This is a genomic window from Pseudomonas sp. (assembly GCF_050739655.1).
In the GTDB taxonomy this organism is placed as follows: domain Bacteria; phylum Pseudomonadota; class Gammaproteobacteria; order Pseudomonadales; family Pseudomonadaceae; genus Aquipseudomonas.
This window is the reverse complement of the sequence record NZ_JBOIBY010000417.1, coordinates 1-3,879: the sequence shown is the minus strand read 5'-3', so window position 1 is coordinate 3,879 and position 3,879 is coordinate 1. Positions and strand designations below refer to the sequence as shown.

Sequence of the window (3,879 nt, the reverse complement as noted above, 5' to 3'; positions counted from 1 at the left end):
GATCAAAAGATCGCAGCCTGCGGCAGCTCCTACAGGGTGGACGGTGTCAGGCTTGGGGTTTGATGCGCTCCGCTGGCCGCCGCACGCCCGCCACAATCTTGTCCACAGCCTTGGTCGCCGCGACCATGCCGAACGTTGCCGTCACCATCATCACCGCGCCAAAACCGCCGGCGCAGTCCAGCTTCACGCCATCGCCGACAAAACTCTTCTGCAGGCAAATGCTGCCATCCGGTTTCGGGTAGCGCAGCTGTTCGGTGGAAAACACGCACGGCACGCTGTAATGACGGGTCACGGTACGCGAGAAACCATATTCCCGGCGCAGGGTGGAACGCACTTTCGACGCCAGCGGATCGTTGAACGTGCGGTTCAGATCGCACACCTGAATCAGCGTCGGGTCGATCTGCCCGCCTGCGCCACCGGTGGTGATGATCTGGATCTTGCGCCGCTTGCACCAGGCGATCAGCGCCGCCTTCGCGTTGACGCTGTCGATGCAATCGATCACGCAATCGATGTTTGGCGTGATGTATTCGGCCATGGTGTCGCGGGTGACGAAGTCTGGCACTGCGTGCACCGTGCAATCAGGGTTGATCCCGCGCAGACGCTCGGCCATCACCTCGACCTTGGGTTTGCCCACGGTGCTGTCGAGCGCGTGCAACTGGCGATTGGCGTTGCTGACACAAACGTCGTCCATGTCGAACAACGAAATCTCGCCCACACCACAGCGGGCCATGGCTTCCGCCGCCCAGGAACCGACGCCACCGACGCCAACGATCGCCACATGGGCCGCACGCAGGCGCTCAAGACCTTCGATGCCATACAAACGGGCGATGCCAGCAAACCGCGGATCTTCTGTACTCATGACCATTACCCTAAAAACCGGCGCGCATTATAGGGCCGCAGGCGGCCAAGAGCATCATTGCGCTATAAACGGGTATCTTCTGCAAAAACTACATCGAACGAAGATTTGCCCTACACGCTCTAATGAAAGAACTTAAACCGACTTGGATTGCCCAACGTCCGGCATTTCCCTGTCCGATGTACGTTCAGTGAACTGCCAGTGTAGGATGCGCGCCCCTTGGCGCGAGCCAACCGTTCCTTTGTTCCACAGCCTTTGGAACCCGAAATAGCTATGTCATCGCGTAAATTTGGACTCAACCTGGTGGTGGTGCTCGCCATCGCTGCCTTGTTTACCGGCTTCTGGGCGCTGATCAATCGCCCGGTCACGGCCCCCAACTGGCCGGAACAGATCTCCGGTTTTTCGTACTCGCCATTTCAGCAGGGTCAATTCCCACAGAAAGAGCAGTACCCGACTGACGATCAAATGCGTCGCGATCTGGAGATCATGAGCAAGCTGACGGACAACATCCGTACTTACTCGGTCGACGGCACGCTGGAGAACATCCCCAAACTGGCGGAAGAGTTCGGCCTGCGGGTGACGCTGGGGATCTGGATCAGTCCGGATCAGGAGCGCAACGAACGGGAAATCGCCCGGGCCATCGAACTGGCCAATTCCTCGCGCAGCGTGGTTCGCGTGGTGGTCGGTAACGAAGCGATCTTCCGCAAGGAAATCACCGCCAAGGAACTCAGCGTCCTGCTGGACCGCGTCCGCGCGGCCGTGAAGGTGCCGGTGACCACGTCCGAACAGTGGCACGTCTGGGAAGAACACCCGGAACTGGCCAAGCACGTCGACCTGATCGCTGCTCACGTCCTGCCTTACTGGGAATTCATTCCGATGGACAAGGCCGGGCAGTTTGTCCTCGACCGTGCCCGCGACCTGAAAAAGATGTTCCCGAAAAAGCCGCTGCTGCTGTCCGAAGTGGGCTGGCCGAGCAACGGTCGCATGCGCGGTGGCGCCGATGCGTCGCCAGCAGACCAGGCGATTTACCTGCGCACGCTGGTCAACAAGCTGAACCGCCAGGGCTTCAACTACTTCGTGATCGAAGCCTTCGACCAGCCGTGGAAGGCCAGTGACGAAGGTTCGGTGGGCGCCTATTGGGGCGTGTTCAACGCCGCACGCCAGCAGAAATTCAACTTCGAAGGCCCGGTGGTCGCGATTCCACAATGGCGCGTACTGGCCATCGGCTCGGTCGTTTTGGCATTGCTGTCGCTGACCCTGTTGATGATCGACGGCTCGGCCCTGCGCCAGCGTGGTCGCACCTTCCTGACCTTTATCGCATTCCTGTGCGGTTCGGTGCTGGTGTGGATCGGTTACGACTACAGCCAGCAATACAGCACCTGGTTCAGCCTGACCGTGGGCTTTTTGCTGGCCCTCGGTGCGCTCGGGGTATTTATCGTGCTGCTCACCGAGGCCCACGAACTGGCCGAGGCGGTGTGGATTCACAAGCGGCGCCGGGAATTTTTGCCAGTGGTGGGTGATTCGAACTACCGACCGAAAGTCTCGATCCATGTGCCGTGCTACAACGAGCCGCCGGAGATGGTCAAACAGACCCTCAATGCCCTGGCCAACCTCGACTATCCGGATTTCGAAGTCCTGATCATCGACAACAACACCAAGGACCCGGCGGTCTGGGAACCGGTGCGCGACTACTGCGAAACCCTCGGCCCACGCTTCAAGTTCTTCCACGTCGCGCCGCTCGCCGGCTTCAAGGGTGGCGCGCTGAACTACTTGATTCCGCACACCGCCAAGGATGCCGAAGTCATTGCCGTGATCGACTCGGACTACTGCGTCGACCGCAACTGGCTCAAGCACATGGTGCCGCACTTCGCCGATCCGAAAATCGCCGTGGTGCAGTCGCCACAGGATTACCGCGACCAGAACGAAAGCACCTTCAAGAAGCTCTGCTACGCGGAATACAAAGGCTTCTTCCACATCGGCATGGTGACCCGTAACGACCGTGACGCGATCATCCAGCACGGCACCATGACCATGACCCGTCGCTCGGTGCTCGAAGAACTGGGCTGGGCCGACTGGTGCATCTGTGAAGACGCCGAGCTGGGCCTTCGTGTGTTCGAGAAAGGCCTGTCGGCGGCGTACTACCACGACAGCTATGGCAAGGGCTTGATGCCCGATACCTTTATCGACTTCAAGAAACAACGGTTCCGCTGGGCCTACGGTGCGATTCAGATTATCAAACGCCATACCGCCAGCCTGCTGCGCGGCAAGGACACCGAACTGACCCGTGGCCAGCGTTACCACTTCCTCGCGGGCTGGCTGCCGTGGGTCGCCGATGGCATGAACATCTTCTTTACCGTCGGCGCGCTGTTGTGGTCGGCGGCGATGATCATCGTGCCGCAGCGGGTCGATCCGCCGCTGCTGATTTTCGCGATCCCGCCATTGGCGCTGTTCGTGTTCAAGGTCGGCAAGATCATCTTCCTTTACCGTCGCGCCGTCGGCGTAAACCTCAAGGACGCGTTCTGCGCCGCGCTGGCCGGGCTGGCGTTGTCGCACACCATCGCCAAAGCGGTGCTGTACGGCTTCTTCACCAGCAGCATTCCGTTTTTCCGCACCCCGAAGAACGCCGATAACCACGGCTTCTGGGTGGCGATTTCGGAAGCACGGGAAGAGGTGTTCATCATGCTGTTGCTGTGGGGGGCGGCGCTGGGGATCTTCCTGGTCAATGGCATGCCGAGCAACGACATGCGCTTCTGGGTGACCATGTTGCTGGTGCAGTCGCTGCCGTACCTGGCGGCGCTGATCATGGCGTTCCTGTCTTCGCTGCCAAAACCTGCGGCCGAAGTGGAAACGGCGCCAGCGGCCTAAATCTGCTCGGATGCACTAAACGGCGGCCTATGGTCGCCGTTTTGCTTTAAGATAACCGCCATTTTGCGGGGCTTGGCGTGAGTTGCGGTCTACTGACCGACTCATGACCTGTGGGAGCGGGCTTGCTCGCGAATACGGTGTAACAATCAACATTTATG

General features: G+C 59.9%; 2 protein-coding genes. One reads left to right on the top strand and one right to left on the bottom strand.

Annotated elements, in window-relative coordinates; translation table 11 throughout:
* Window positions 1–46 precede the first annotated feature (46 nt).
* Complete coding sequence (gene tcdA / locus ACRESJ_RS20380; RefSeq protein ID WP_431759500.1) at window positions 47–865, bottom strand: tRNA cyclic N6-threonylcarbamoyladenosine(37) synthase TcdA; 819 nt, start codon at window positions 863–865, stop codon at window positions 47–49.
* A 264-nt stretch (window positions 866–1,129) separates the two neighbouring features.
* Here tcdA and ACRESJ_RS20375 point away from each other — a divergent pair, with 264 nt between their 5' ends.
* Window positions 1,130–3,721 (top strand): glycosyltransferase, encoded by a 2,592-nt coding sequence (locus ACRESJ_RS20375; protein WP_431759499.1) that lies wholly within the window; start codon window positions 1,130–1,132, stop codon window positions 3,719–3,721.
* Window positions 3,722–3,879 lie beyond the last annotated feature (158 nt).